The 25,769-nt window shown below is 73.0% G+C and carries 26 protein-coding genes; 14 read left to right on the forward strand and 12 right to left on the reverse strand.

The features are described from left to right. Nucleotides 1-65: 65 nt before the first annotated feature. Together AB0J74_RS12315 and AB0J74_RS12320 are read left to right on the forward strand one after the other, a co-directional pair. The gene (locus AB0J74_RS12315; RefSeq protein ID WP_363447528.1) at nt 66-1,037 is read left to right on the forward strand and encodes an SDR family oxidoreductase; all 972 of its coding nucleotides are present in this window, start codon (nt 66-68) and stop codon (nt 1,035-1,037) included. After that, entirely contained in the window at nt 1,015-1,899 is an 885-nt protein-coding gene (locus AB0J74_RS12320; protein WP_363447530.1) for a helix-turn-helix transcriptional regulator, read from the forward strand. Before AB0J74_RS12315 ends, AB0J74_RS12320 begins: the two co-directional genes overlap by 23 nt. Here AB0J74_RS12320 and AB0J74_RS12325 read toward each other — a convergent pair. After that, nucleotides 1,896-2,630, reverse strand: a complete 735-nt coding sequence (locus AB0J74_RS12325) for an NAD(P)H-binding protein (RefSeq protein WP_363447533.1) — start codon at nt 2,628-2,630, stop codon at nt 1,896-1,898. The two genes, AB0J74_RS12320 and AB0J74_RS12325, sit on opposite strands and share 4 nt — an antisense overlap. Before the next feature lie 189 nt (nt 2,631-2,819). Between AB0J74_RS12325 and AB0J74_RS12330 the strand changes: the two genes are divergently transcribed. Both AB0J74_RS12330 and AB0J74_RS12335 read left to right on the forward strand, forming a co-directional pair. Beyond that, nucleotides 2,820-4,235: a peroxidase family protein gene (locus tag AB0J74_RS12330; protein WP_363447535.1), complete on the forward strand. Its 1,416-nt coding sequence runs from the start codon at nt 2,820-2,822 to the stop codon at nt 4,233-4,235. A 51-nt stretch (nt 4,236-4,286) separates the two neighbouring features. Continuing rightward, nucleotides 4,287-4,454, forward strand: coding sequence for a hypothetical protein (locus AB0J74_RS12335; RefSeq protein WP_363447538.1), 168 nt, complete (start codon nt 4,287-4,289; stop codon nt 4,452-4,454). A 15-nt stretch (nt 4,455-4,469) separates the two neighbouring features. On the opposite strand, the gene AB0J74_RS12340 is transcribed toward AB0J74_RS12335, so the two are convergent. Next, a complete protein-coding gene (locus tag AB0J74_RS12340) occupies nt 4,470-5,408 on the reverse strand; it encodes an NAD(P)-dependent alcohol dehydrogenase (RefSeq protein ID WP_363447541.1) in 939 nt (312 codons plus the stop codon). 90 nt (nt 5,409-5,498) lie between these two features. Next, complete coding sequence (locus AB0J74_RS12345; RefSeq protein ID WP_363447544.1) at nt 5,499-6,005, reverse strand: cupin domain-containing protein; 507 nt, start codon at nt 6,003-6,005, stop codon at nt 5,499-5,501. A 60-nt stretch (nt 6,006-6,065) separates the two neighbouring features. Between AB0J74_RS12345 and AB0J74_RS12350 the strand changes: the two genes are divergently transcribed. Then, nucleotides 6,066-8,411, forward strand: a complete 2,346-nt coding sequence (locus tag AB0J74_RS12350; RefSeq protein ID WP_363447546.1) for a hypothetical protein — start codon at nt 6,066-6,068, stop codon at nt 8,409-8,411. Here the strand turns inward: AB0J74_RS12350 and AB0J74_RS12355 are convergent. Together AB0J74_RS12355 and AB0J74_RS12360 are read right to left on the reverse strand one after the other, a co-directional pair. After that, nucleotides 8,383-8,751 (reverse strand): nuclear transport factor 2 family protein, encoded by a 369-nt coding sequence (locus AB0J74_RS12355; RefSeq protein WP_363447548.1) that lies wholly within the window; start codon nt 8,749-8,751, stop codon nt 8,383-8,385. The two genes, AB0J74_RS12350 and AB0J74_RS12355, sit on opposite strands and share 29 nt — an antisense overlap. Further along, nucleotides 8,741-9,727 (reverse strand): NADP-dependent oxidoreductase, encoded by a 987-nt coding sequence (locus tag AB0J74_RS12360; RefSeq protein WP_363447551.1) that lies wholly within the window; start codon nt 9,725-9,727, stop codon nt 8,741-8,743. The genes AB0J74_RS12355 and AB0J74_RS12360 overlap by 11 nt, the downstream gene beginning before the upstream one ends. 81 nt (nt 9,728-9,808) lie before the next feature. On the opposite strand from AB0J74_RS12360, the gene AB0J74_RS12365 reads away from it, so the two are divergent. Beyond that, nucleotides 9,809-10,405 carry a helix-turn-helix domain-containing protein gene (locus AB0J74_RS12365; protein WP_363447554.1) on the forward strand — a complete coding sequence of 199 codons (597 nt, stop codon included), beginning with the start codon at nt 9,809-9,811 and terminating at the stop codon, nt 10,403-10,405. Nucleotides 10,406-10,508: 103 nt separating this feature from the next. Next, nucleotides 10,509-11,651 carry a sialidase family protein gene (locus tag AB0J74_RS12370; RefSeq protein ID WP_363447555.1) on the forward strand — a complete coding sequence of 381 codons (1,143 nt, stop codon included), beginning with the start codon at nt 10,509-10,511 and terminating at the stop codon, nt 11,649-11,651. A gap of 58 nt (nt 11,652-11,709) precedes the next feature. Here AB0J74_RS12370 and AB0J74_RS12375 read toward each other — a convergent pair whose 3' ends face one another. The 3 genes from AB0J74_RS12375 to AB0J74_RS12385 form a co-directional block, all read right to left on the reverse strand. Beyond that, complete coding sequence (locus tag AB0J74_RS12375) at nt 11,710-11,928, reverse strand: hypothetical protein (protein WP_363447557.1); 219 nt, start codon at nt 11,926-11,928, stop codon at nt 11,710-11,712. Then, on the reverse strand, nt 11,925-12,530 hold the full coding sequence (locus tag AB0J74_RS12380) for a 50S ribosomal protein L11 methyltransferase (RefSeq protein ID WP_363447560.1): 606 nt from the start codon (nt 12,528-12,530) through the stop codon (nt 11,925-11,927). Before AB0J74_RS12380 ends, AB0J74_RS12375 begins: the two co-directional genes overlap by 4 nt. A 96-nt stretch (nt 12,531-12,626) precedes the next feature. Then, complete coding sequence (locus AB0J74_RS12385) at nt 12,627-12,830, reverse strand: cold-shock protein (protein WP_116071191.1); 204 nt, start codon at nt 12,828-12,830, stop codon at nt 12,627-12,629. A gap of 284 nt (nt 12,831-13,114) precedes the next feature. Here AB0J74_RS12385 and AB0J74_RS12390 point away from each other — a divergent pair, with 284 nt between their 5' ends. The 4 genes from AB0J74_RS12390 (at nt 13,115) to AB0J74_RS12405 (ending at nt 15,760) form a co-directional block, all read left to right on the forward strand. Then, nucleotides 13,115-13,585, forward strand: a complete 471-nt coding sequence (locus tag AB0J74_RS12390) for a hypothetical protein (protein WP_363447563.1) — start codon at nt 13,115-13,117, stop codon at nt 13,583-13,585. Next, complete coding sequence (locus AB0J74_RS12395) at nt 13,582-14,733, forward strand: sensor histidine kinase (protein ID WP_363447565.1); 1,152 nt, start codon at nt 13,582-13,584, stop codon at nt 14,731-14,733. Before AB0J74_RS12390 ends, AB0J74_RS12395 begins: the two co-directional genes overlap by 4 nt. After that, the gene (locus AB0J74_RS12400; RefSeq protein WP_363447567.1) at nt 14,730-15,380 is read left to right on the forward strand and encodes a response regulator transcription factor; all 651 of its coding nucleotides are present in this window, start codon (nt 14,730-14,732) and stop codon (nt 15,378-15,380) included. The genes AB0J74_RS12395 and AB0J74_RS12400 overlap by 4 nt, the downstream gene beginning before the upstream one ends. 62 nt (nt 15,381-15,442) lie before the next feature. Then, nucleotides 15,443-15,760, forward strand: coding sequence for a helix-turn-helix transcriptional regulator (locus AB0J74_RS12405; protein WP_363447569.1), 318 nt, complete (start codon nt 15,443-15,445; stop codon nt 15,758-15,760). Here AB0J74_RS12405 and AB0J74_RS12410 read toward each other — a convergent pair whose 3' ends face one another. Beyond that, on the reverse strand, nt 15,761-16,375 hold the full coding sequence (locus tag AB0J74_RS12410) for an ATP-dependent Clp protease proteolytic subunit (RefSeq protein WP_363447571.1): 615 nt from the start codon (nt 16,373-16,375) through the stop codon (nt 15,761-15,763). 2 nt (nt 16,376-16,377) lie between these two features. Further along, entirely contained in the window at nt 16,378-16,983 is a 606-nt protein-coding gene (locus tag AB0J74_RS12415) for an ATP-dependent Clp protease proteolytic subunit (RefSeq protein ID WP_363447573.1), read from the reverse strand. Nucleotides 16,984-17,153: 170 nt separating this feature from the next. Between AB0J74_RS12415 and AB0J74_RS12420 the strand changes: the two genes are divergently transcribed. Then, nucleotides 17,154-20,453 carry an AAA family ATPase gene (locus AB0J74_RS12420; RefSeq protein ID WP_363447575.1) on the forward strand — a complete coding sequence of 1,100 codons (3,300 nt, stop codon included), beginning with the start codon at nt 17,154-17,156 and terminating at the stop codon, nt 20,451-20,453. Here AB0J74_RS12420 and AB0J74_RS12425 read toward each other — a convergent pair. Beyond that, on the reverse strand, nt 20,390-22,495 hold the full coding sequence (locus AB0J74_RS12425; RefSeq protein ID WP_363447577.1) for an alpha/beta fold hydrolase: 2,106 nt from the start codon (nt 22,493-22,495) through the stop codon (nt 20,390-20,392). The two genes, AB0J74_RS12420 and AB0J74_RS12425, sit on opposite strands and share 64 nt — an antisense overlap. Before the next feature lie 94 nt (nt 22,496-22,589). On the opposite strand from AB0J74_RS12425, the gene AB0J74_RS12430 reads away from it, so the two are divergent. Then, nucleotides 22,590-23,645 (forward strand): class I SAM-dependent methyltransferase, encoded by a 1,056-nt coding sequence (locus AB0J74_RS12430; RefSeq protein WP_363447579.1) that lies wholly within the window; start codon nt 22,590-22,592, stop codon nt 23,643-23,645. A gap of 42 nt (nt 23,646-23,687) precedes the next feature. After that, the gene (locus AB0J74_RS12435; RefSeq protein ID WP_363447581.1) at nt 23,688-24,545 is read left to right on the forward strand and encodes an AraC family transcriptional regulator; all 858 of its coding nucleotides are present in this window, start codon (nt 23,688-23,690) and stop codon (nt 24,543-24,545) included. Here AB0J74_RS12435 and AB0J74_RS12440 read toward each other — a convergent pair. Beyond that, nucleotides 24,523-25,716 (reverse strand): MFS transporter, encoded by a 1,194-nt coding sequence (locus AB0J74_RS12440; RefSeq protein WP_363447584.1) that lies wholly within the window; start codon nt 25,714-25,716, stop codon nt 24,523-24,525. The two genes, AB0J74_RS12435 and AB0J74_RS12440, sit on opposite strands and share 23 nt — an antisense overlap. Nucleotides 25,717-25,769: the final 53 nt, after the last annotated feature.

Below are 25,769 nucleotides of genomic sequence, written 5' to 3' on the forward strand. Positions count from 1 at the left end.
GGACCATGGTTGCCGACCCCCGACCGCGCCAGCGTTGAAGAAACATCGCTGACCTGGGAGTAGTTGTGAAGAAAGCGACAACGTTCGCGGCACCCGACCTGACCGGGCGGGTCGCCCTGGTGACCGGGGCCAGCGCAGGGCTGGGCCTGGGCCTGGCCACCGCGCTGGCGGCGGCCGGCGCGGAGGTGCTTCTCGCCGTCCGCGACACCGGAAAGGGCGAGTCGGCCCTGCATCAGGTTCGCGCCGAGGTGCCCGGCGCCCACGTGTCCCTGCGCACCCTCGACCTCGCGTCGCTGGCGTCGGTGACCGCGCTCGCCGACGGCCTGTTCGCCGAGGGCCGGCCGGTCAACATCCTGGTCAACAACGCCGGCGTGATGGCGCCCGCCACCCGGCACACCACGGCGGACGGGCTGGAACTCCAGTTCGGCACCAACTACCTCGGGCACGTCGCGCTGACCGCCCGGCTGTTGCCGCTGCTGCGCGACGGGTCCGCCCGGGTGACGACCGTCACCAGCAGCGCCGCCCGGCAGGCGAAGCTCAACTGGGCCGACCCGCAGAGCGAACAGAGATACTCGCCGGTCCGGGCGTACGGGCAGTCGAAGCTCGCGAACCTGTTCTTCGCCCTCGAACTCGACCGGCGCAGCCGGGCCGCCGGCTGGGGCATCGTCAGCAACGCGGCGCACCCCGGCACCACCCTGACCGGGCTGTACTCCGCCGGCCCCAACCTGGGCCGGGCCAAGCGCGCGCCGCACGAGGCGATCATGACCCGGCTGGCCCGATGGGGCGTGCTCGTGCACGGCGTCGACAAGGGGCTGCTGCCCATCCTGTACGCGGCCACCAGCCCGCAGGCAACCGGCGGCCGACTCTACGGGCCCGACGGCATCGGCCAGTTCACCGGGGCGCCGACCGAACTGGCGGTCTACCGCTCCGCGCGTGACGAGGCCGAGGCCGCCCGGCTGTGGGACTACTCGCTGCGGCTGGCCGGTGTCGAGTCGCTTCCGGAAGGAACACCCGGTGGACCGCGCTCGGCTGGCTGAGTACCTGCGCACCCGGCGGGAGGCCCTGCAACCCGAAGACGTGGGTCTGCCACGCGGGCAGCGCCGGCGCACCAAGGGCCTGCGCCGCGAGGAGGTGGCGGTGCTCAGCGACATGTCGATCGACTACTACAGCCGGCTCGAACAGCCGCGCGGACCGCACCCGTCCGAACAGATGCTCGGCGCGCTCGCCCGGGGGCTGCGGCTCTCGATGGAAGAGCGCGACCACCTCTTCCAGCTCGGCGGCTACGCGACACCGCGGCGGTCCGCCGACGCCGACCACATCAACCCCGGGATGCTGCGCATCTTCGACGGGTTGCGGGACGGCGCGGCGCAGGTGGTCTCGCACCTCGGCGAGACCATGCTGCAGACCCGGCTGGCGGTGGCGCTGCTGGGCGACGCGAGCGTCCACACCGGGCTGGCGCGGAGCATGCACTACCGCTGGTTCACCGACCCGGCGACCCGGCAGATCTATCCCGCGCAGGAGCGGGCGGAGCAGAGCCGGCTGATCGTCGCCGACCTGCACGCCTCGTACACCCGTGATGGCAAGGGTTCCCGCGCTGCCTCCATTGTGGACGCGTTGCGGGCGGTGAGCCCGGAGTTCGCCGCGCTCTGGGACGGGCATCCGGTCGCCGGTCGCTACTGCGGGCCGATCCGGCTCCAGCATCCGCAGGTCGGGCTCCTCGAGCTCGACTGCCAGCGGCTGGTCGACCCGGACCAGTCACAGCAGCTGGTGGTCTACACCGCGTCGCCCGGCACAGCCAGCCACGAGCGACTCGAACTGCTGTCCGTCGTCGGCGGGCAGGGGATCTGCGAGCAGGGCCCGCACGACGCCGGTCGTGCGGGCCCCGTCGGCCGCCGTTAGCGGGCGAGCCAGTCGCGGTAGGTGGTCGTCGCGATCACCGCGCCGTCCTTGGCGATGATCGCATCGCCGTGCACGGCGGCGAACATGCCGGCGCCGTCGTCGACGACCACCGGGCGCTTGTCGCCCTTGGCTGCGAGGGTGACCCGGCCCAACTCGTCGAGGGTGAAGACCTCGGGACCGGCGACGTCGCGGGTGCCCTCCAGCGGCTTACCCACGACCACGTCGGCGACCGCCCGCGCGACGTCGGCGGCGGCCATCGGCTGGATCAGCGTGCTGGGCAGCCGGACGGTGTTCGCGTCGGACGTCCACGACAGCGTGGTCTCCATGAACTCGAAGAACTGCGTCGCGCGGACGATCGAGTAGGGCACGGGGCCGGCCTTGAGGATGTCTTCCTGCAGCACCTTGGCCCGGTAGTAGACCAGGTCCGGCACCAGTTCGGCGCCCACGATGGACAGGATCACCGCGTGCCCGACGCCGGCGTCCTCGGCCGCCGCCAGCAGGTTGTCCATCGTGGTCCGGAAGAACCCCGGCGAGGCGTCGTCGAAGGTCGGCGAGTTACTCAGGTTGACCACGACGTCGGCGCCCTTTAGGCCCTCGGCCAGGCCCGTGCCGGTGAGCAGGTCGACGCCGTTCGACGGCGACAGCGGCACGGCCTCGTGACCGCCGAGGTTGACGAGCTTCACGACCTGCGAGCCGATGAGGCCCGTACCACCGATGACAGCGATCTTCATCTTCACAACCTTCCAGGATCTGCTATGTCCGTACGCCGCTTAGACCGGACAGCCCCGCGGGTTGTGACGGGTCTGGAGAGATTCCCCGGAGCTGTCACAGTCGGGGCCAGGCTTCGCTCCCTTCACACCCGCACGCACGATGACCAACCCCCTGGCTGGGCGCGGTCGAGGCACTGGAAGGCGACCACGATGCAACCTGATGCGACCTATCCTGGACGGATCGACCGATCGCACGGGCATCCGCACGGCAGTCACGTCGCCGCCCGCGACCACTGCCTGGCTCCCGCGCGTGCCGTCGACCGGCCCACCGGTCCGGCCCGCTACGGGCGGATGTTCCCGGACCTGTCGCCGCTGGGCACCGACCCGCATCTGCTGATGCGGGCCGGCGGCGACGGCGGGGTCTGCGACGCGGCGGTCGCGCTCGACGAGCTGAGCCCCGGCGGCGACGACGCCACCGAGGCCGCCGGCTGGCCGTTCTTCGGCCAGATCATCGCCCACGACATCACCGCCGACCGGTCACCGATCGGGGCCGGTGTGAGCCCGGAGACGTTGCGCAACGCCCGGGCGCCGATGCTCAACCTGGAAATGATCTACTCGGACGGCCCGATCGGCTGCCCCTACCTGTTCGACCTGAGCGACCCGGCCAAGTTCCTGCTCGGCCCCGACGGCGGCGACGTGCCGCGCAACCAGCAGGGCGTCGCGCTCATCGGCGACCCGCGCAACGACGTGCACCTGTTCTCGCTGAGCCTGCACGTCGCGTTACTGAAGGCACACAACAAGATCGTCGACCTGCTGCGGGCCGACGGCGTCGCCGAGGCCGACGTGTTCGACGAAGCGCGGACGGTGCTCACCTGGCACTACCAGTGGACCGTGGTCCGCGATTTCCTGCCCCGGCTGGTCGGCGCGCCCCTGGTCGAGCAGGTGCTCAGCGAGGGCGGACGCTGGTTCGCGCCGAAGCTCGGCGAGGCCTACATCCCGCTCGAGTTCGCCGACGCGGCCTACCGTTACGGCCACGGGCAGATCCGGCACACCTACCGCCTGGTCGAGGGCGGTCCGGCGGTGCCGCTCTTCCCCGACCTGGTCGGCTTCGGCCCGCTGCCGTCCAACCGGCGGCTCGACCTGGCGCAGATCTTCGACGTGCCCGGCCGCCCGCCCGCGCAGCGCGCCAAGCGCCTCGACGGCCGGCTGGCGGCCAGCCTGATCGGCCTACCCGAGCAGGTGACCGGGGCGGTCGACGAGGCCGCCTACCGCTCGCTGGCGGTCCGCGACCTGCTGCGCGGCGGCACGACCGGCCTGCCGAGCGGCGAAGACGTCGCCGCGCTGCTGGGCGTGCCGTCGCTGACGCCCGACGAACTCGACCAGCCGTGGCCCAACGGCACGCCGCTGTGGTTCTACATCCTCAAGGAAGCCGAGTATCGCTGTGCCGGCGACCGCCTCGGCCCGGTCGGCGGCCAGATCGTGGCGGAGGTGCTGATCGGCCTGTTGCGCGCCGACACGGCGAGCTATCTGAGCCGCGAGCCCGACTGGGAGCCCGCCCTGCCGTCCGCCGGCACCGGGTTCGATCTGGCCGACCTGTTCGTGTTGGAGGGCGCGGGCGCGGGGTAACGGCAGAACAGGCGTACGCTCCAAGCCAGGCCAACAGCAGGGAGCCACCCGGTGGAGATCAAGAGGGCCGACATCAGCGCGTTGCTGCGCTCGCGGGGCCAGCACGACCGGGCCGACTGGGTCGACCGCACACTCCCGGAGAAGGTCGACACCGACGTCAACAGCGCGCTGCTCAAGATGTTGGAGATCGACCCGGCGAAGCTGACCCAGGCCGGCTGAGGCGTCCTTTCGTCCTTATCGGACGACGACCTTGCCGAGCGCCCGCCCCTCACCGAGGTGCCGCAAGGCGGCGGCGGTCTCGTCCAGCGGGAACCGGCGCTCGATGTGGGTGACCACGGTGCCGGCAGTGCAGAGTGCTGCCATGGCCAGCAGGTCGGCGGTGTTGGGCTTGACGACCAGCAGCCGCTGACCGCCCACCAGCGGGCCGGCGATCAACACCTGGAGGAGCGTGCCGACCGAGCCGCCGACCCAGCGGTAGCGCCCGCCCGGGGCCAACACGCGGCGGTGCGCCAGCACCGAGTGGTGGCCGGCGAGGTCGAGCACCAGGTCGTAGCGCTGGCCGGCGCGGGTGACGTCGGTGCGGGTGTGGTCGACGACGTGGTCGGCGCCGACCGCCCGCATGAAATCCAGCTTCCCCGTGTTGTCGACACCGGTCACCTCGGCGCCGTCGAGCTTGGCCAACTGGATCGCGTAGGCGCCCGCGCCGCCACCGGCACCGTTGACCAGCACGCGCTGGCCGGCCCGGACGTTGCCGCGGATGCCCTGCAGCGCGATGACGGCCGCCTGCGGCATGGCGGCCGCCTCCTCGAACGACAGTCGCGGTGGCTTGAGCGCCAGGACCTTCTCGCGGGCGATCGCGTACTCGGCGAAGCCGCCCTTGCGCTGGAGGTTGTCGCCGAAGACCGCGTCGCCGGCCCTGAACCGGGTCACGTCGGGCCCGACGGCCTCGACCACGCCGGCGATGTCGGAGCCGAGGGTGCGGATCCTCGGCCGGCGCAGGCCGCCGATGCGGGCGTAGGCCGGCCTGCCGACCAGGGACTCCCAGTCGGAGGCGTTGACCGAGGCCGCGTGCACCTTGACGAGCACCTCGTCGGCCCGCGGCACGGGCCGCTCGACCTCCTCGATGCGCAGCACCTCGGGAGGCCCGTAAGCGTCGTAGACCACGGCCTTCATGTTCGCCCGCCCGTTCTGGTCAAAGTGGACCACTGTGGACCGCCAGCCCGATATTAAGGCGGACGGTCAACGTGAGGTGACCATGGCCACCTAGGCCGGCGTCAGGCCGTAGCGGGCGACGACGTCGGCGAGCCAGTCGGGTTCGGCGAAGCTCAGGCCGTAGCGGGCGGCCAGGTCGGCGCCGGCGTCGTCGGCCACCGGGCCGGCGGTCACCATCTCGGCGACCTCGCGGAAGAAGTGCTCGAAGCCGGCCGGGCTGATGATCTCGATCATCCGGGCCGGAGCGGCGCCCGCGTTCCACATGGCGTGCAGCTCGCCGCGGGGCTTGGTGATGTAGCCGCCGGCGCCGAGGACCACCTCGCGGTCGCCGGAGCGGAAGCCGATCTCGCCCTCCGTGACGATCGAGTATTCGTCTTCGCGGGTGTGCAGGTGGGGTGGGACGAGGGCGCCGACCGGGAACGGGTGCTCGACCACCGACAGGGCGCCGCCCGTGTCGTGGCCCCACAGCTTGAAGTGCACACCGATGGAGCCGAGCTGGCCGACCTGGCCACCGCCGGGCTGGACCACCGTCAGCGGTGGCGGTTCCGTTGCTGCCATGACCATCTTTTACCACGCCGGCGGTCGGCCGCGGCGGACATTCGTCGATACCGTGTGACGATGGCTGACGCGCCGGCGCGAGTGGTGTCCCTGCGGGTCCCCGGTGTCGACTTTCCCGAGGCCGACGCGGTGCTCGGCGCCCAGCCGGTCGAGCAGGTCGACGACGTCGCGGCGCGCGGCGAGTTCTGGCGGTGGCGGGTCAACCGGCCGGAGACCAACACCCCGGAGGCCTACCTCTGGGGCCTGCGCAGCACCGCCACGGCGCGGGCGCTCTGGCTGCTGCTGTTGCCGTTCACGCTGACCAACCTGGCCTACTGGGCCCGCCCGGCCCGGCCGCGCGGCGTGATGTCGTGGATCGCCGACGGGTTGATCAGCACCGTCAGCCGGCTGATCGCGCTGACACTGACCGCCACGCTGATGCTCGGGGTGTGCGGCGTGGCGATGGACCTGGTCGCCTGGCAGTGCCTGAGTGTCGACAGCGGCTGCGCGGGGTCGTGGCCGGAACCGTTCAACCTGGTGGGCGAACTGAGGTTCAACGCTTACAACCGGTTGGCGCTGGGCGCGCTGGTGCCGCTGCTCGTGCTGATCGTGCTGTGGGCCGCGAGCTACCGCACCTGGCGGCGCTACGAGCGACGGGCCGAGATCGAACTGGCGCCCGACGAGCTGACGGCGGCCCGGTTCTGGCGCGGCCGCGACTGGGTGCGCCGGCTGCGGGCCGTGCACATCATCGTCGGCATGGTCGTCGTCGACGCGCTGCTGGTCTATCCGATCGTCCAACTCGACAAGGCCGCCAGCCGTCCACTATGGATCGTCGGGGCGCTGCTGCTCGGCGCCCTCGCCGTCGCGCTGCTGGCCGGGGTTCTCGGCACCATCGCGCCGCTGCCGGTCGCCGTCGCCGAGGTGCGCGCGGTGCGCAACGGGCCGGCGGTGCTGCGGATGATGCGGTCCCGGCGCCTGAAGGCGGGCGCGCGGGTGCACAGCCGACTCGCCGACCGGATCGAGGCCGGCGTCGCGACGTTCCGCCGGCGGGCGCACGCCGCCGCCCCGGCGATCAGCGTCGCCGTGCGGGTCAGCGCGTGGGCCACCGTGGGAGTGACCATCGCCAGCCTGGCGTACGCCGTAGGCCCACGCCGCGTGCCGGTCGCGTCCGGCGGCGCACTGCCCGGGTTCGCCACCTTCGTCGCCACGCTCTCGGTGATCCAGGTGGCGCTGCTGGTCGCCCTCGGCCTGGCCTCCGCGCCGCTGTGCTGGATCGCCCGGCACAGCTCACACCGGCTCGCCTGGCGCGGCTTCGTCGCGCCGGTCGTGGCCACCGTCGCCACCATGCTCGCGGTCGCCGAGGCGGCCAGCCTGCTCTACTTCGCGGCGCTGTCGATCGGCGAGCTGGAGACCTCGGGCGCCGGGCGGGCCTGGTTGCCGGCACCGCCGTACCCCTATGAATGGGCCGGTCTGGTCTTCGCCGTGGCCATGGGTGCGACGCTGCTCGCGGTCGCGTTCGGCGCGGTGCGCTGGCAGGTGGCGCTCGGTGCCGGCCGGCGGATGACCGACGGCCGCGATCCCCGGCTGCGCCGCGAGCATCCCGACCGGGCCGGCTATCTCGACCACGCGCACGCCCGCGGGCAGCTGTTCGAGTCGATGCCCGGGCTGGCCCTCGTGGTCTTCGTGCCGATCACCGTGCTGTCGGTGGTCGGCGTCGTCTACAGCGCGCTCGGTCGCGGGCCGGCCGCGCTGCTGCCCAACCAGAGCACCCTGACCAACCTGGGCGCCTGGTCGATCGGCCTGATCGCGCTGGTCCTGGTGCTCACCGTGGCCCGGGCCGGCAACACCACCCCGGGTCGCCGGCTGGTCAGCGCGGTCTACGCGATGGCGACGTTCTGGCCGCGCGCCGCACACCCGTTCGCCGCGCCGTCGCACGGGCCACGGGCGGTCGCCGACATCGTCCGCCGGGTCACCACGCTGACCGGCCAGGGCGTGCCCGTGCTGCTCGCGGCGCACAGCCACGGCAGCGTGCTGGCGGCCATGGCGGTGCGCAACCTGCCGCCGGCGTCGAGGCACGACATCGCGCTGCTGACCTCGGCCTGCCCGCTGACCCGGCTGATAGCGCCGTTCTTCTCGGCGTTCTTCGACCCCGACGCGTCGATCAAGCTGGCCGATTCGCTGACCGACGCCGACGGCACCCGCTGGACCAACCTCTACCGGGTCACCGATCCGATCGGCGGCGCGGTCTGCCCGCGGCTGACCGGCACGGCCCTCGACGCGGTCGACGTGCTCGCCCCCGACCCGCCCGACGCCGCCCTGCACGACGTCGAGCCGCAGGTGAGCGGCCATGGCAGCTATCTGCGCGACCCGGCCTTCATCGAGGCGCACGAGCGGCTGGTCAAGACACTGACCCATCGTGCGAGCTGAACTGGATGCCGGCCAGCCGCCAACCGTCGGCCGACTCGATCCAGACCTGGCTCACCCGGACCGCGAGCGAGAGCGCCTCGCCCCGCCAGGTCGCCCGACTGCGCTGCACGCACCGCACGATCGCGGCGTGGTCGTAGCGCCGGACGTCCTGCTCGGTCGTCTCGAGCGAGAGGTAGGCGAACTCGGCGTGCCGGTCGATCCACTGCCGCTTGTCGAGCAGATGGCCCCGCTCGCCGATGGACATGAAGTCGTCGGCCAGCAGCGAGCCCAGCAGGTCGAGGTCGGCGCGGGACTCGGCGTCGTCGAACACCCGAGCGAGCGCCTCGATGTCAGTTGTCACGGACGTCGCCCATCGTGACGACCAGCTTGCCGGTCGTGTGCCGGCGGACGAAGTCGATGCAGGCCTGGGCGCCCTGGTCGAGGGTGTAGCGGCGGCCGATCGTGGCCACCAGTTCGCCACGGCCCGCCATCTCGGCGACCTCGCGCATGCCGCCGAACGCACCCGCCATGTCCAGCACGAAACGCAGCGCGACGTCGTCGCGGCCGATCCACTCCTGCCGGGGCACCGGGTAGGTGATGGTGAGCAGGCGCCCGCCCGGGCGGACCGCTGAGGCGACCCGGGTGAGCCGGTCGCTCGGCAGGACCAGGTTGAACACCACGTCGACATCGGACGGGTACGCCGACTCGGCGTAGCCGATGACCTCGTCGGCGCCGAGTGCCCGCACGGTCTCGGCGTCGGCGGCGGTCGCCGTGGCGATCACCCGCGCCTTCGCCGCGGCGAGCACCGGGAGCAGGGCGGTGCCGACGCCGCCGGTCGCGCCGACGACCAGCGCGGTCTCGCCGGCCCGCACGGCGGCGGTCGCCATCAGGGCGCGCACGGCGAGGCCGACCGTCGGCAGGGCCGCGGCGGTCTCCACGTCGAGGCCGGCCGGGCGGTGGGCCAGAAACGGGGTGTCGGCCTCGAAGACCGCGTACTCGGCCAATGAGCCGGTGCTCAGCGACGGTCGGGGCACCCCGGTCATCGCCCGCAGCGCCCGCGGCACGGCCTGACCGAAGATCTCGTCGCCCACCCGGAAGGCGGTCACGCCGGCGCCGACCGCGCTGACTGTCCCGGCGAAGTCGTTGCCCGGCACGTGCGGGAACTCGAGCGGGGCGACGTCGTGGAAATCGCCACTGGGCAACCGGACGTCGCCCGGGTTGACCGACGCCGCGGCGATCCGGACCTGGATCTGCCCGGGCCCCGGTCGCGGTGCGGGCACCTCGGCCACGGCGTAGTCCTCGGGCGGGCCGTACCTGGTCGCGACAACTGCCTTCACGCGTGCCTCCCTGCTAACCGGACCGGGTGGTCACCTTAACCATAACCGGACCGGGCGGTCAACTTTGCTACGGTGGGCGCCATGACCTCGACCCGGCCGCTGCGTGCCGACGCTTCGCGCAACCGGCGACTGCTGCTGACCGCCGCCGCCGACGAGTTCGCGGAGCGCGGCCTGGATGCCTCGGTGGCCGACATCGCCCGCCGCGCCGGCCTCGGCAAGGGCACCGTGTTCCGCCATTTCGCCTCCAAGGACGACCTGCTGGCGGCGGTCGTCCTCGACCGGATCGACGAGCTCACCGCGGCCGGCGAGCGGTTGCTCGGGGCAGCCGACCCCGGCTCGGCACTGCTCGAGTTCCTCACCGTCGCCGCGCACCAGCGGCAGCAACGCGACCTGTCGTTCCTGCAGGAAGCCGGTGACCTGAACGCCGACGTCACCGGTGCCCGCACGCGGATGTTCGACACCGTCCACCGGCTCGTCGACCGCGCCCGCGAGGCCGGCGCCGTCCGGGCCGACGTCACCGGCGCCGACGTCATCCTGCTGATGTGCGCGCCAAACTACGTCACCAGCTACGTGCCGGACGCCCCGCCCGACCTGTGGCGCCGCTACCTCGCCATCATCTTCGACGGCCTGCGCCCGGAAGGCGCGCACGCACTGCCCTTCCCCGCGCCGTCGGTCTGATGTGGACGGTTATCGCGAATCAGTTCATTGACATGGAATGGCGTTCCAAGTAGCTTCGGGCCGACCGCCGAACCCCGCCGATTCCCTGATGGGAGTGGTTCTTGTGCGTCGTGCACTCCGTCGCGCCCTGGTGGCGCTCACCGTTCCGATCGCGGCCCTGGCCGCACTGCCGGCCGCCGCGGGTGCGGCAACCGGCCCCGGAACGCCCACCGACCCCGTCATCGTCGCACCGGCCGAGAGCGGCAAACGTGCGTTCTTCGGTGACATGATCAAGCTCAGAGACGGGCGGCTCCTGGTCGCCTACCGCGAATCCGTCGCGCACATCGACCAGGACGGCCGCATCATGGTGGTACAGAGCCTCGACCAGGGCCACACCTGGAGCACGCCGCGGGTCGCCATCGACACTGCGATCGACGACCGCGACCCCAAGCTCATGCAGATGCATGACGGCACCGTGCTGATGAACTTCTTCCGCACCGACTGGACCGGCTATCCGAGCAAGCCGGTGACGCTGGTCGGCACGTTCGTCACGCGGTCCGGCGACAACGGTGCCACGTGGACCGAACCGATCGAGGTCGGCACCGCGATGGAGGGACCGTCCGATGTGGTCGTCGGCGCCTACTACGCCGGCCATGCCGCGACCCACGGGCCGATCCTCGAGCTGCCCGACCACGACCTGCTCGTGCCGCTCTACGGCAAGCTGCCCGAGGGCGGCACCGGGCCGGCGACCGTGGTCCGGTCGACCGACGGTGGGCGGACCTGGCCCAAGGAGAACGAGTCGGTGATCGGGAAGGCCGACGGGTTCGACTTCCAGGAACCGAACCTGAGCCTGCTCAAGGACGGCTCGCTGCTGTCGATCATCCGTACCTCGATCAACATCGCGTATGTCTCCCGCTCCTACGACCGGGGCCACACCTGGACGACACCGGTGTCGACCGGGCTGCCGGCCTCGTCGCACCACCAACTGGTGCTGAAGAACGGCGACGTGCTGCTGACCTACGGCGATCTCTCGGGCACCTTCGGGGCCGGGCGGCCGACCGTCGGGCGGATCCTGGAACACCCCGAGCGCGATGTCGACGCCAAGCGCGACATCCTCATCTACGACGCCGCGATCCATGGACCGGCGACGACCGACCAGGCCAACCCGTCGAGCGTCGAGCTGCGTCCGGGCCGGTTCCTCACCATCACCTCCGACCCGCACCTGGCCGCGATCGTCGGTGTCTACACCGAGAAGCGCGACTATTGACCGACGACAACACGACGCCCCGCCCCGCGCGTGCGGGACGGGGCGCCGTGGTTGTCGTTCAGGCGCGTGCCGGGCCCTGGTAGTCGGCCGAAACGTAGACCGGGAACCGGTCGCCGGCGGAACGCACGTAGCGCCGCGTGTAGCTCACGTGGCGAGGTCGAACGCCGTCGAAGGTGGGAACGGCGAAGTGCAGTGGAAGCCGACCCGCGGACTGCCGGGTCGGAGTCACGTCGTGTCGCTGGTCGTGCCAGGGGCCACCGAGGAAGAGCACCATCATGGCCGCCGTCCTGGCTCACGGGGCGTGAGGACACTGGCGTCATTGAGGAGTGCGTCTTCCCCCGCCATGGTCGACACCGGGTACGTCATGACGACCTGCCAATCTCCGGAGGGGATCCGACCACGTCCCGGATCACCGACGAGCACCACGGCGTCGCGGCGCGCGGCGTCGAGCAGGAACCGGAGGACACGATCGGCGAGTTGGTCGCTGTAGAAGGCATCGCCGGCCAGCACCACGTCGGCCTGGATGCCCCGGGCTTCGTCAGGTGCCAGATCAAGCAGATCCGTCAACACCGGAACGACGTGTACGCCATTCGCCCGGGCGTTGGCGCGAATGGCAGCGGACGCGTACGGGTCGATGTCGTTGGCAACGACCGCGGACGCTCCCGCCATGGCCGCCGCGATCGCGACCAGCCCCGATCCCGAACCGAGATCGAGAACTCGCCGGCCGGCGACCGTTTCGGGTGCGTCGAGGACGTAGCGGGCGACGGCTTGGCCGCCGCCCCACGCCGTCGCCCAGAACGGGGCAGGTAAGTTGTGCCCCGCCTGGGCTTCGAGTCGGGCCCAGAAGATCGTCGGATCCTCGGCCAGGAACAGTTTCACCTCAGGGACGAGTCGCGCCGAGGTGAGTCGGAGACCATCCATATCAATCCCCGCTGTATCCGGGCAACGCCCGGGCCCGGTAGCTCAGCTGATGGCTCAGATGACGCGGATGTTGGCCGCCTGCGGGCCCTTCTGGCCCTGCTCGACGTCGAACTCCACGCGCTGGTTCTCCTCCAGCGACCGGAAGCCGCTGGCTGCGATGGCCGAGAAGTGGGCGAACACGTCGGGGCCACCACCATCCTGAGCGATGAAGCCAAACCCCTTGTCAGCGTTGAACCACTTAACGGTGCCTACAGTCATTTCTCGTACCTTTCGAATTGGGTCCCGCACCGTGCGGGGCCCGGAATTGCCGCATTCATATAACCCGACCGGCGGACCGGCGCAACGCAAAAACGCCCGTGGCGATATACCCGGGCGTCTGCAAGGTATGAACATGAAACCGCAATACCGGCACTTTAGCACGTCGGACCCGTTGCGCAACGGGCAGCCACGCCGCGGACGGAGGACCGATTTCCACCCTGGGTGGACCGGGTTCCACCCGTGGGTGGCGGCGTTCCGGTCGCCGAATTCCTAGCGTCACGGGCATGAACCCCACCTCCGTGCTCATCGCGCTCGCCGTCATCGCTTTCGTGCTCGTGCGGCGCCTCGCCGGGATGCCGCTCGACGGCCGGCGGCTCGCTCTGCTGCCCGTGGTGCTCTCGGTCTGGGGAGTCACCTCGCTCGCGCAGGGCTTCGACGGGACACTGCACGCGTACGGGACAGACGTCGGCCTGCTGGCCCTCGGAGCGCTTCTCGCGTTCGGCGGCGGGCTGGTCCGCGGCGTGACGGTGAAGCTCTACCCGCGCGACGGCCGTCTCTGGTACCGCTACACCTGGATCACCGTGGCGGTCTGGGTCGGGCTGATCCTGCTGCGGGTGGTGCAGCTCACCGTCGGCTGGGCGGTCGGGGCGGACACCTCCGTACTCGCGGCCGGCCTGCCGTTGATGTTGGGGTTGAGCATGATCGGCGAGGTCGCGGTGCTGGGTGCGCGGCGGTCCGTGGTGCGCGCGTCGTGACGCAGACTGGACCGGTGCTGATCGCCGGCGACATCGCCTTCCCCCGGTGGCAACGCACCCGCAGCCTGATCTTCCTGCTGGTGCTGACCGTGGGCATGGCGCAGAGCTTTCCCGCGCCGGTGGGCTCCGGGCGTGGGCTGGTCGTGCTCGTGTCCATGATCGTCGGTGGTGCCGCCTGGGCCGGGACGGCGCTGCTGCGGCGAAGCCCGCGTGTGGTCCTCGTGTGCGTCACGCTGTGCGCCGCCGCCGGTCTGGCGGCCAGCGGCGCCGGTCAGGGCCTCGGCCCGAGTTACCTGCTGGTCGCGGCCGTGGTCGCGGTCAACACGATGCCGTTCCCGGCCGCGGCCGCGGTGGCGGCCGCACAGGCGGCGGGGCTCGCGATCGTGCTCGGCGCGACGCACGCCGGCGCCGAGGCGATCCTGCTCTGGACGGCCGGCCAGCTCCTGCTGATGCTGGTGGCGCTGGTGCGGCGGCAGCGCGACGAACGGACCGAACAGACCCGGCTGCTGGCCGCCGAGACGCAGCTCGCGAAGCAGGAACAGGCCCGGTCCGAGGCGCTCGCCGAGCGGGCCCGGGTGGCCCGCGAGATCCACGACGTGCTCGCGCACTCGCTCTCCGCGCTCTCGGTGCAACTGGAGACCGCGGCCGCGCTGCTCGAACGGGAACGCCCGGCCGATGCGGCGGTGATCGTCGACCGGGCCGGGCGGCTGGCCCGGGACGGCCTCACCGAGACGCGGCGGGCGGTCAGCGCGCTGCGCGGCGACCCGCTGCCGCTGCCCGAACTGGTCGCGGAGCTGGCCGAGGGCTACCGCACCGACCTGAGCGCGGAGGCCACGGTGACGGTGCGCGGCGAGCCCCGCGCCGTCAGCCCGGAGACCGGACTGGCGCTCTACCGGTCGGCCCAGGAGGCGTTGACCAACGTGCGCAAGCACGCGCCGGGCAGTGCGGTCTCCGTCGTGCTCGATTATGCCGACGGGGAGATCCGGCTGACCGTCGCCAACAACGGCTCGCACGGGCCGGCGCTCACCGGCCTGTCCAGCGGCTACGGCCTGACCGGGCTGCGCGAGCGCGCCGAACTCGCCGGCGGGTCGATGGCCGCCGCCCCCGACGGCGACGGCTGGCGGGTGGATGTGAGGATGCCGGGGTGACCATCACCGTCGTCGTCGCCGACGACCAGACGGCGGTCCGCGAAGGACTCGCGACGCTGCTCGGGCTGGCCGACGGGATCGACGTGGTCGGCGAGGCGGCCGACGGCGACGAGGCGGTCGCGCTGGTCGCGGCCCACGCGCCCGACGTGGTGCTGATGGACCTGCACATGCCGCGCCGCGACGGTGTCGAGGCGACCGCCCGGATCACCGCGGCCCACCCGGCGACCCGGGTGGTGGTGCTGACCACGTACGCCGACGACGAGCACATCCTGGGCGCCCTGCGGGCCGGTGCCCTCGGCTATCTGACCAAGGACGCCGGCCGGGTGCAGATCGCCCAGGCGGTGCGCGCGGCAGCGGCCGGTCAGTCCGTGCTGGACGCCACCGTGCAACAGCGCCTGGTCGCGGCCGCGAGCGGGCCGCCCCGGCCGGCGACCGACGGACCGTTGCCGGACGGGCTGACCGCCCGCGAGGCGGAGGTGCTCGGCCTGATCGCCGCCGGCCTGTCCAACCGCGAGATCGCCGAACGGCTCTTCGTCACCGAGGTGACCGTCAAGTCCCACGTCAACCGGCTGTTCGCGAAGATCGGCGCGCGCGACCGGGCCCAGGCCGTCCGCTACGCCTACGAACACGGCCTGCGTTCGGCCTGACCGCTCTACGCTGGCTGCGAAACGACTCCCCCACCCGTCCCGGCACACCCTAGGGTCGGACCATGCTTCTCCGCGACGTCTTCGGCCTGCTGTTGCGGCGGGCCCGGCTCCGGCAGGGCCGCACGCTCGCCGAGGTGGCGCAGCGCGCCCGGGTGTCCACCCAATACCTCTCCGAGGTCGAGCGCGGCCGCAAGGAAGCGTCCTCGGAGGTCCTCGCGGCCATCTGCGGCGCGCTCGACGTCGAGCTGCCGGCCCTGCTGATCGCGGCCGGGCGTGAGCTGTCGCCGGCCGGCCAGGTGATCCGGCTGGCCGACGCGCGGCGCGGCCGTCCCCCGACCACGAGCGGAAGCGGCGAGGTGCGGCTGCTGATCGCCGCATGATCAGCTCACCCGGGCCAGCGGAGCCGACTTGCGGCTGCGCACCACGTGGTCGGCGAGCCCGTAGGCCACCGCCTCGTCCGCCGAGAAGGTCAGGTTGCGGTCGATGTCGGCGCGGATCTTCCCGGTCGGGTGGCCGCTGAGCTCCGACAGGATCTCCTCCATCTCCAGCCGGATCTTGCTCACCTCCTTGGCCTGCACGGCGAGGTCGGGCAGTGTGCCGCGGGCCTGGCTCGACGGCTGGTGCAGGGTCACCTTCGCGTGCCGCAGCACGGCGCGCTTGCCGGGCGTGCCGGCCGCGAGCAGCACGGCCGCCGCCGACGAGGCCTGGCCGAGACAGAAGGTGGCCACGTTGGGCCGGATGAACCGCATCGTGTCGTAGATGGCGGTCAGCGCGCTGAACGAGCCGCCCGGCGAGTTGATGTAGAGCCCGATCTCCATCTCGCTGTTGGCCGACTCCAGATGCAGCAACTGGGCCATCACCACGTTGGCCACGCCGTCGTCGATCTCGGTGCCGAGGAAGATGATCCGCTCGGCCAGCAGTCGCGAGTAGATGTCGAACGCGCGTTCCCCGGTCGAGGTCCGCTCGATCACGGTCGGGATCGTGTACTGGGACATGGTCACAACCCCACCGGCTGGCGGGATACCGCCGGACGCACGTCGTCGACCTGCGTCACGACGTGGTCGACCATGCCGTAGTCGAGGGCTTCGGCGGCGGTGAACCAGCGGTCCCGCCCGCTGTCGCGGTCGACCGTCTCCACCGGCTGGCCGGTGTGCCGGGCGATCAGTTCGACGAGGGTACGACCGACCCGCTCGAGCTGGCCGGCATAGATCTCGATGTCGGCGGCCGTCCCACCGAACCCGGCGGAACCCTGGTGCATCAACACCTGGGCGTGCGGGAGGCTGAACCGCTTGCCCGCGGTGCCCGCGCAGAGCAGGAACTGGGCCATGCTGCCGGCCAGCCCCATGGCGACCGTACGCACGTCGTTGGGAATCATGTTCATCGTGTCGTAGATCGCCAGGCCCGCGCTGACCGAGCCGCCGGGCGAGTTGATGTAGAGCGCGATGTCGGCGCGCGGGTCCTCGGCCGAGAGCAACAGCAGTTGCGCGCACAGGCGGTTGGCGATCGGGTCGTCGACCTCGGCGCCCAGCACGATGATGCGCTGGTGCAGCAGCCGGGTGGCCAACTGGTCGTCGAGCGGCGGCCCGCTCGTCAGGGTCTGCATGGGTTGTCTCCTTCGCTCGGTGGCGGTGCGTCGGACCCCACGATGCGGACGCCGGCGCACCGTCCACCAGGTGAATCTGCTGGCAGCAGAGAAGTTCAGCGCTGCGCGGAAACCGTCGGATTGCCGCGCGAAGGATTGACCGGCGCGACCTCGGCGCGTAGCAAGGCGGCGTGGGGCAGACGGGCATCCGGCTCGTGGGACCGTTCGCCGTGGTGCGCGGCGACCGGCCTCTCACCGACGCCGAGGTCGGCAGCCGCAAGGCCCGCACCCTGCTCGCCCTCCTCGCGGCCGAACGCCGGGTGGTCACGGTCGACCGGATTGTCGAGGTGCTGTGGCCGGGCGACCCACCGCGCCGCCCCGCCGACAACGTGGCCACGCTGGTCAGCCGGATCCGGGCCGCGCTCGGCGCCGACCTGGTCGAGGGCGGCCGGGGTGGCTACCGCCTGCACGAAGCGGTCACCGTCGACCTGCACGAGGCGACGCGACTCGTGGCGTCGGCGGAGGCCCGCCTGGCCGCCCGACGCCCGGTCGCGGCCCCGGACGGGGCGGTGGCGTCGGGGGACGCCGCCCGGGCCGGGGCGGCGGTCGCGCTGAACGATGCCGCCCGGGCCGGGGCGGCGGTCGCGCTGAACGATGCCGCCCGGGCCGGGGCGGCGGTCGCGCTGGACGATGCCGCCCGGGCCGAGGCCGTGCTTTCCGCCGCGCCCGCCCTCACCGACGAGCCGGCGGCCGACTGGGCCGCCGCGGTCCGCGCCGACCAGGACGGCTGCCTGCGCCGGGCCCGCCAGGTGATCGCCGCGGCGGCGCTGGCCGTGGGGCAGCCGGCCCGCGCCCGGGACGCGGCCGCGGCGGCGCTGCGCGCCGACCCGTTCGACGAGGACGCCGCGCGGGCCCTGATGCGGGCGCACGACGCGCTCGGCGAGCCGGCCCGGGCGCTGGCCGTCTACGAGCGGCTCCGCGCGCTGTTCGCCGAGGAACTCGGCGTCGACCCCTCCCCCGCGACCCGCGACCTGCACGTGGCGGTGCTGCGCGGCGGCGCCGTCCCGGCCGAACCGTCCGGGTCCCCGCCACGGCCCGAGAGCGGCCTCGTCGGGCGCGAGACGCAGACCGCGGAACTGGCCGCCGCCTGGCGCGACGCGACCGCGGGCCGGTCCCGGGTCGTGCTGCTGGCCGGCGAGCCCGGCATCGGCAAGACGCGGCTCGCCGACGAGGTGGTCCGGCTCGCCCGCGCCACCCCCGGCACCGCGGTCACGGTGCGCTGCTACGACGCCGAGCGGTCGCTCTTCCTGCAGCCCGTGGTCGAGGCGGTCGGCGCACTGGTCACCGCGACACCCGCCGACCTGATTAGGGCCGCCGCCGCCGACCGGGCCGCCGCCCTCGCCGCGCTGGTGCCGGAGGCCGCGGCCGTCCTCGGCGCACCGGCGGCCGGCCGGGGCAGCCCCGAGGCCGAGCGCCGGCGGGCCTACGAGGCGGTGACCTTCTTCCTGCGCCGGTTGTCGCGGTCGCGACCGCTGCTGCTGGTCGTGGACGACCTTCAGCACGCCGGCACGGCCACCGTCGAACTGCTGCACTACCTGGCGCGGCACGCGACCGGGGCACGGCTGCTGGTCGTCGCCACGGTGCGGTCGGTGGAGGGCCGGTGGGCGCTGTCGACGCTCGACGGCGTCGCCGTGACGATGCCGCTCGGGCCGCTCGACGAGCCGGCCATCGCCCGGCTGGCCCGGGCCGCCGGGCAGGACGCGCACGTCGCCGAGATCACCCGGCGCACCCGCGGGCACACGCTCTTCGTGGTGGAGACGCTGCGGGCCCTCGCGGCCGGCGACACCGGCGTGCCCGAGTCGTTGCGCGCGAGCGTGCTGGCCCGGGTGGCCGCCGCCGATCGCGACCTGCTGCGGGCCGCCGCCGTGCTGGGCCCCTCCTTCGCCCCGGCCACCGTCGCCGGGCTGCTCGGCGTCGGCGTCGAGGAGGCGACGCTGCGCTGCGACCGGGTTCTCGACACCCGGCTGACCATTGTGGCCGGTCGGGCCTACGAGTTCGCCAACGACCTCGTGCAGGAGGTGCTCTACGCCGCGACGCCGCAGCCGACCCGGCTGGCGCACCACCTGCGGGCCGCCGACCTGCTGGCCGACAACCCGGAGGCGGTGGCCCGGCACGCCCACGCGGCCGGCGACGACCGCCGGGCCGCGCGGGCCTGGCTGGCGGCGGGGCGGCGGGCCGCCGGTCGCTACGCGGCCGCCGACGCCGAGGCCCTGCTGGATAACGCGATCGAGGCGGCCGACCGGTGCGGCGACGTCGAACTGAAGACCAGCGCGCTGCTGTCCCGGGCCCGGGTGCGCGACACGATGTTCCGGTTCGGCCCGGCACTCGGCGACGCGGCCGACGCGCTGCGGCTCAGCCGCACGACCGGCGACCGCCGCGCCGAGATGGCGGCCCTGCGCGAGTTGGGCGGACCGGCGTGGTCGGGGGTCGGCAATCCGTTCGAGGCCGGCATCGGCCACATGCGGGCGGCACTGGCGCTCGCCGAGCAGTTGGGCGACCGGGGCGCCGAGGCCGAACTGCTCGGCTGGCTGGCCGTGCTCAGCAGCAACCAACTCCGGTTCGGTGACGCGCTCGCCTACGGGCGGCGGGCGCGGGACGCCGCCCGGGGTGCCGGCGACGCGGCGCACGCGGCCGCCCTCGACGGGCTGAAGACGGCGTACGCATACCTCGGCGAGGTGGCCGACCTGTCGGCCGTGCTGGTCGAACTCGAGCCGCTCGTGCGCCGCGTCGGCGACCTGCTGCTGCTGCAGTGGTGCCGGTTCGAGTCGGCCTTCCCGCTGCTGGCCGCCGGCCGGTGGGCCGAGGCGGCGGCCCGGGTGGACGAGGCGATGGCGATCAACGCGCACAGCGGCTACCAGAGCTACACCGCCTGGTACGTCGCCCATCTCGGCTGGATCGCCCGCCTGGACGGGCGGCGCGACGACGCGCTCGCGCTCGGCCGGCAGGCGTCCACGATGGACTCACACGCCTGGTTCGCGACCGCGGTCGACGCGCTTTTCGGCACCACGCTGATCGAATACGGCGACTCGGCGGCCGCCGTCCCGGTGCTGGAGCGCGGCCTGGCCCGCTGCGAATCGCACCGCACCATCTCCTACCGGTTGCGTTGCCTGGCCCCACTGGCCGAGGCGACCGGCGACCGGGCGTTGCTCCACGAGGCCGACGCGCTCCTCGGCGCGGTCGTCGCGCCGCCCGGGTCGGCCTGGCTATACGGCGCCGACGCCTACACCTCGGTGGCCCGCGCGTGGCTGGCACGGGGCGAACCGGGGCACGCGCTGCGGGTGCTCGGCCCGCTGCTCGCCGCGGGCGACCGCACCGGCTGGGTGGCGCCGCTGGCCACCGCCCGCGCCGTCGCCACCGCGGCGGCGGCTCAGAACAGCTCGGCGAGCAGCGCGGCCGCCCGCTCGGCGCCGTCGGTCTCCACCGGCCGGTAGTCGACCGGCCTCGCGATCTCGGCCGCGATCAGCGCGGCCAGGCTGTCCGGATCGGTCTGTCCATAATCGACGCACCGGCCGGCCCGGTAGGCGTCGAGCCGGTGCCGCACGTGCCGGTTCTGCTCGAAGTGGTTTCGCAGCGGCACGTACAGGAACGGCCGGCGGTGCGCCGTCAGGGTCATCGTGGTGGTCAGGCCCCCGTGCGTGACGGCCAGGTCGCAAGCGGCGAGGACCCGGTGCAGCCGGTGCACGTAGCCGTGCACCTCCAACCCGTCGCGCGCGGGGATGGCCGCCGGGTCGAGCCGCGGCCCGGCCACCACGACCAGCCTGAGCCCCGGCACCGCCCGGCGCGCGGCCGGGAACGCGTCGACCACCCGGTGCAGCAGGTCGCCGCCCACGCCCGAGCCGCCGACGGTCACCACGCACACCTGCTCGTCGGCACCCCAACCCAGCTCGGCCCGCAGCCGGGCCCGCTCGTCGTCGTCGACCGGCGCGAAGTCGCAGACATAGCCGCTGAAGTCGAAGTTCGCCGTCGTCCACTCGCGCACGGTCGGCAGGCCGGGGCCGAGCGGGTCGTCGACCAGGTCGCCGGGGTTGCCGACGAACACGGCCCGGTCGCGCAGCCGCGGGAAGCGGGCGATCTGCTCGACCATCTCGGCGTTGTAGTCCGCGGTGAGGGGTTCGTCGGTGGAACCCATCGGCAGCCAACCGACGAAGTCGGTCAGCCAGGCGTACGCCGACCGCTTCAGTTCCGGGTTCTCGTGCAGGAAGTAGTCGAGCTCCCAGGCCTCGTCACCGACCCACAGGTCGTAGTTCTCCCGCTCGACCAGGTCGGCGAACACCATGAAGTTGGCGACCAGGATCTCGTCCATCCGCCGGATCGCCTGGAACGCGTGCAGGTCGTGCTCGCCGGCCTCGCTCTCGATGTGCGCGGATTCGGTGGCCAGGTGCGCGGAAGCCGGATGCACCCGCTCCCCGCGCCGCTCGAGCACCTCGGTCACCGGGTGCTGGGCCAGCCAGTCGACCTGGACGCCGGGCCGCCGCCGGCGCAGCGCGTCGACGATCGCGGCGTCCCGCTCGACGTGGCCGAGCCCGAGCGGCGACGACAGGTAGAGCACCCGGCGCGGGCGGTCGAGCGGCCGGGTCCAGCGGACCGGCTTCGCCGGCGTGCCCGCGACCCGCTCGACGAACTCACGCAGAAGCCGGTTGACCACCACCGGCTCGCGGTTGTGCGGCAGGTGGCCGGCGCCGTCCAGCACGACATCCCGGGCGCCGCTGAGCTCCGCGGCCCGGGCCATCTCGCGTTGCGACCGGCAGCGGTCGCCGGTGCCCCGGATCACCAGCATCGGGCGGTCGATCGTGCGCAGGAGGGCCTCGGTCTCGCCCTCGTCGCGCACGCACAGGTCGGCCAGTTCGGCCGCGATCAGCGACTCGGGCGTCGTGCCTCGAGCCCAGCCGATCGCGTCCTCGATCTGCTTCGAGGAATGCGGCTCGCTGATCACCTCGGTGAAGAAGAACTCCGCGAAACCGGGGAGGTCGGCCAGCCAGGAATGGCGGTTGAAACGCTGCCAGCCGGCGTACGAGTCGCGTACCGCGTCGAAGTCCTGCCCTTGCCGGTGCGGCGGCAGCGAGCCGAGGAACGGTCCGACCGGCGCGATGGCCACGGCGCCCAGCACCCGCTCGGGCAGGCGGGCGGCGGCGACCAGCGAGCGCCAGCCGCCACGACTGACGCCGGCGACCACGGCCCGGTCGGCGCCGGTCGCGTCGAGCACCGCGGCCAGGTAGTCCAACTGGGCCTCGTCGCCGTAGGCGGTGGGGTCGGTTGGCCGGTCGGAACGACCGTTGCCCGCGGGGTCGAAGGTCACCACCCGGAAGTGCCGGGCCAGGTAGGGCACCTGCAGCTTCCAATGCCGGGAGTCGACGATCGACCACGCCGGCAGCAGGACGACCGCCGGTGCCGCCCGGTCACCGAAGACCTCGTACCCGATCCGCACGCCGTCCCGTTTGACGTACCCCTCGATGTCTGGCTGTCGTGCCCGCATCCCTTCAGCCTGCCGGGTGCCGTTGCAATGTGGTTGCAAGCAGCCTGCAACGTCGCCGACCAGGGTCGGAAGAAAGCGAATCAAGGAGGAAGAGATGGCTGTGGACAACGACCGGCTGATGGAGTTCCTGGGCCGGTTCGTCGGCGACCTGGGCGCCACGATGGCCGCCGGCAACGTGGTCGTGGGTGAACGGCTGGGCCTCTACCGCGCCCTGGCGACAGAGCCGCGCACGCCGGCCGACCTCGCGACGGCGACGGGCACCGACGCGCGCTACGTCGACGAGTGGCTGCGCGGCCAGGCGGCGGGCGGCTACGTCCAGTACGACGCGGCGGCCGGCACCTACTCGCTCACCGAGGAGCAGGCGTTCGCGCTCACCGACCCCGACGGCCCGGTGTTCATGCCCGGCGCGTTCCAACTGGCGCTGGGCGCGCTACGCGCCGAGCCGCGGATCACGGCCGCCGTCCGCAGCGGCGACGGGGTGGGCTGGCACGAGCACGACAACGACGTGTTCGAGGGCTGCGAGCGGTTCTTCCGCCCCGGCTACCTGGCCAACCTGACCACGTCGTGGCTGCCGGCCCTCGGCGACGTCGAGGCCAAGCTGCGGACGGGCGCGTCGGTCGCCGACATCGGCTGCGGCCACGGCGCCTCGACGCTGCTGATGGCACGCGCCTTCCCGGCGTCGCGGTTCAGCGGGTCCGACTATCACGAGGGCTCGATCGCCGAGGCGCGCAAGAAGGCCGCCGACGCGGGAGTCGGCGACCGGGTGTCGTTCGAGGCGGCCACCGCGCAGAGCTTCGGCGGTGGCCCGTACGACCTGGTCACCACGTTCGACGCGATCCACGACATGGGCGACCCGGTGGGCGCGGCCCGGCACGTGCGCGAGTCGCTGACCACCGACGGCACCTGGATGATCGTCGAACCCTTCGCCGGCGACACGGTCAACGACAACCTCAACCCGGTCGGCCGGGTCTACTACTCGTTCTCGACGTTCCTGTGCGTGCCCAACGCCCTGTCCCAGGACGGCGGCTACGCCCTGGGCGCGCAGGCCGGCGAGGCGGCCATCCGCCGCGTCGTCACCGAGGCGGGCTTCACCCGCTTCCAGCGGGTGGCCGAAACCCCGTTCAACCTGGTGTACGAGGCCCGCCCCTGACGGGCCGGGAATGCGCGGCCGGGCGGCGATGCTTGACCTGCTGTGACGCTGGCTGTCGACGATCTCAGTGACGTGCTCGAACGGCTTCGGTGGACGGTGGGTGACTACCACAAGGAGACCTTGCCGGGGGGTGAGCGGCGGGCCGCGCACGGTGCCGGAACGCGCTTCTACTTCGTGGCGCGGGGCGGTCTCGACGTGCGCGGCCCGACCGCCGCGACGCTCAACACCGGCGACTTCCTGTTGCTGCCCCGCGGCGGCGAGCACGGGCTGGAGGCGCGCGGCGAGACCGTGCTGCACACCGGGCAGCTGGAGCCCGGCTCGCCGACCGCGACGCGGGTGGTCGGCGTGTTGCCGGACACCCTGATCGCCTGCAGCTTCACGTCCCGCGAGCCGGTGATCGCGGCGCTGATCGACGGGATGGCCGGTGAGGCGTGCGGCGTACGCCCGGGTTCGCGGTCGGTGGTCTCGCAGCTCGCCAACGTGGTCACCGCCGCCGCGATCCGGCACTGGGTGGAGTCGGGATGTGGCAGCGTGCCGCTGCTGTCGGTGCCGCTGCGGGACTCCGACATCGCCCGGGCGCTGGACGCGATCCACGACGCGCCGGGCTCGCCGTGGACGGTCGAGGAGCTGGCCCGGATCGCGCTGGTCTCGCGGTCGGCGTTCGCTAAGCGGTTCCGGGTCGCGGTCGGTGACACGCCGGTGCGCTATCTCGCCCGGATCCGGATGGAGCACGCCAAGCGGCTGCTCGCCGACCGGGTCACCGCCGCCGAGGTGGCGGTCCGGCTCGGCTACGGGTCGGAGGCCGCGTTCAGCCGCGCCTTCCGCCGGCATGCCGGTGTGCCGCCGACCCGCTGGCGGCACACCGGATCGGAGGGGATCAGAATCGGCGGGCGCCGGTGAACAGCAGGCCGCCGGCGATCGCGGCGATGCCGGCCGCGACCAGGGTGACCCGCACGTCGAAGGCGTCGACCAGCACACCACCGGCGGCGGCGCCGGTCGCGATCGCCACCTGGAACATCGCCGTGCTGAGGCTGCCGGCCGGCTCGAGGCGGTCCGGCTCGACCCGGGCCACCCAGGTCAGCACCAGGGTCGGCAGGCCGCCGAACGCGATGCCCCAGACGGCGACGGCGCCGACGACAGTCGCGTAGGAGCCGGACAGCAGCGCGAACCCGATGACCGCGGCGCCGACCAGCAACGGCGCGACCAGGATGCCGAGCCGCAGGCGGCGGTCGGCGAGCGGGCCGGCGACCATGGTGCCGGCGAAGGCGGCGATGCCGAAGATGGTCAGCAGCAGCGCCAGCGACCCCGGCGTGATGCCGGGCACCCGCGCGGCCGCCGGCCGCACATAGGTGAAGGCCGCGAAGTGGCCGCCGGCGACGAGCAGCACGGCGAGCATGCCGAGGATCATTGTGCGGCCGCGGGCGGTGTCGACGAGGGCGCGCAGCGGCGGCGCACCTGACGGCGCGACCGGCGGCAGCCAGGCCAGCAGCAGGCCGAGTGCGACCAGCGCCACCCCACCGGCCAGCCAGAACACCGGGCGCCAGCCCCATGCCTCGCCGAGGTAGGTGCCGACCGGGACGGCGGTCACCGTCGCGAGGGAGACGCCGAGGTTGACCACGGTCATCGCCCGGCCCAGCTTGTCGGCGCTGACCAGCCGGCCGACGACGGCGAGGGCCATCGCCCAGTAGCCGGCGATCGCGATGCCGAGCAGCAGGCGGGCCAGCAGCAGCAGTGGGTACCAGGGTGCGACCGCGACCAGCGCGTTGGAGACGAAGGCCAGCGCGGTCAGCAGGGCCAGCAGCAGCCGGCGATCCAGGCGCGGCACGACCACCGCGATCGTCGGCGCGGTGATCGCTCCCATGATCGCGGTCGCGGTCACCGCCTGGCCGGCGACGCCCTCGGTGACGCCCATGTCGGCGGCGATCCGCGGCAGCAGGCTCGCCGGCAGGAACTCGGTGGTGACGAGGGCGAAGATGCCGAAGCCGACGGCGGCCACGGCGAGCCAGGGCGAGCGGGCCGGGCGCGGCACGGCGGCGGTCGGTGGCGTGCGCGGATCAGAGGTGACAGTCACCTGGCAAGCGTCGCCGCGGATGCTCGGCGGTGCTTGATCGTGCGTCGCCGCTG

The organism is Asanoa sp. NPDC049573 (genome assembly GCF_040676615.1).
In the GTDB taxonomy this organism is placed as follows: Bacteria; Actinomycetota; Actinomycetes; order Mycobacteriales; family Micromonosporaceae; genus Asanoa.

What these genes read in the sequence shown, in the direction of transcription:
- AB0J74_RS12325 (WP_363447533.1), bottom strand. Translation starts at nt 2,630, where the DNA reads ATGAAGATCGCTGTCATCGGTGGTACGGGCCTCATCGGCTCGCAGGTC.
- AB0J74_RS12330 (WP_363447535.1), top strand. Translation starts at nt 2,820, where the DNA reads ATGCAACCTGATGCGACCTATCCTGGACGGATCGACCGATCGCACGGG.
- AB0J74_RS12340 (WP_363447541.1), bottom strand. Translation starts at nt 5,408, where the DNA reads ATGAAGGCCGTGGTCTACGACGCTTACGGGCCTCCCGAGGTGCTGCGC.
- AB0J74_RS12345 (WP_363447544.1), bottom strand. Translation starts at nt 6,005, where the DNA reads ATGGCAGCAACGGAACCGCCACCGCTGACGGTGGTCCAGCCCGGCGGT.
- AB0J74_RS12350 (WP_363447546.1), top strand. Translation starts at nt 6,066, where the DNA reads ATGGCTGACGCGCCGGCGCGAGTGGTGTCCCTGCGGGTCCCCGGTGTC.
- AB0J74_RS12365 (WP_363447554.1), top strand. Translation starts at nt 9,809, where the DNA reads ATGACCTCGACCCGGCCGCTGCGTGCCGACGCTTCGCGCAACCGGCGA.
- AB0J74_RS12375 (WP_363447557.1), bottom strand. Translation starts at nt 11,928, where the DNA reads ATGATGGTGCTCTTCCTCGGTGGCCCCTGGCACGACCAGCGACACGAC.
- AB0J74_RS12385 (WP_116071191.1), bottom strand. Translation starts at nt 12,830, where the DNA reads ATGACTGTAGGCACCGTTAAGTGGTTCAACGCTGACAAGGGGTTTGGC.
- AB0J74_RS12390 (WP_363447563.1), top strand. Translation starts at nt 13,115, where the DNA reads ATGAACCCCACCTCCGTGCTCATCGCGCTCGCCGTCATCGCTTTCGTG.
- AB0J74_RS12405 (WP_363447569.1), top strand. Translation starts at nt 15,443, where the DNA reads ATGCTTCTCCGCGACGTCTTCGGCCTGCTGTTGCGGCGGGCCCGGCTC.
- AB0J74_RS12410 (WP_363447571.1), bottom strand. Translation starts at nt 16,375, where the DNA reads ATGTCCCAGTACACGATCCCGACCGTGATCGAGCGGACCTCGACCGGG.
- AB0J74_RS12415 (WP_363447573.1), bottom strand. Translation starts at nt 16,983, where the DNA reads ATGCAGACCCTGACGAGCGGGCCGCCGCTCGACGACCAGTTGGCCACC.
- AB0J74_RS12425 (WP_363447577.1), bottom strand. Translation starts at nt 22,495, where the DNA reads ATGCGGGCACGACAGCCAGACATCGAGGGGTACGTCAAACGGGACGGC.
- AB0J74_RS12430 (WP_363447579.1), top strand. Translation starts at nt 22,590, where the DNA reads ATGGCTGTGGACAACGACCGGCTGATGGAGTTCCTGGGCCGGTTCGTC.